General features: G+C 71.0%; 1 protein-coding gene. It reads right to left on the reverse strand.

Annotated elements, in window-relative coordinates; translation table 11 throughout:
- On the reverse strand, nucleotides 1-508 hold a 508-nt coding region (locus QSK17_RS36510; RefSeq protein WP_502889357.1), incomplete at its 3' end, for a transposase.
- Nucleotides 509-562 lie beyond the last annotated feature (54 nt).

A 562-nucleotide genomic window follows, 5' to 3' on the forward strand; every position in this document is an offset into this window, starting at 1 on the left:
AGACCATGCCGGCCAGCCGATCCTGCACATACTGCCGCAGCCGGTCGTTGGCGGCGAGCTTGCACACCTTGGGCCGGCGCGCTTGCCGGTCGGCATGCCACTGCGCGACCGAGGCCCGGTAATCCAGCCGGCCGCCACGGGTCGCCGCGTTGCGCCGCAGCTCCCGCGAGATCGTCGACGGAGCCCGTCCTAGACGGCGGGCGATCTCCCGTACCCCGCACTCCTTGGCGCGCAGCACGGCGATCTCCTCGCGCTCGGTGAACGACAGATAGCGGCCCGACGGCGGGTCCAGGCTGATCGGCGGCATCCCGCCACCTTCACGGAACCACCGCGCCCCCAACGGTGTCGACACGCCGCACGCGACAGCGGCCTCCTCGCTCGACAGCCCCTCAGCGATCAACCGCCAGAAACGCCGCCGCTCCTCGCGCCGATTGACCGGGGGCCGTCCCGGTGACCGAAGCGGCGGGCGACCAGCGAAGATCGCTGCACGCGCCCTTCCCTGCGCCACAACATCCTCCTCAACGATCGAGGTGTTGCGACGACCAGTTGAATCCGCCCTGGC

Origin of the sequence: Microtetraspora sp. NBRC 16547, from assembly GCF_030268965.1 — a bacterium.
In the GTDB taxonomy this organism is placed as follows: Bacteria; Actinomycetota; Actinomycetes; order Streptosporangiales; family Streptosporangiaceae; genus Microtetraspora.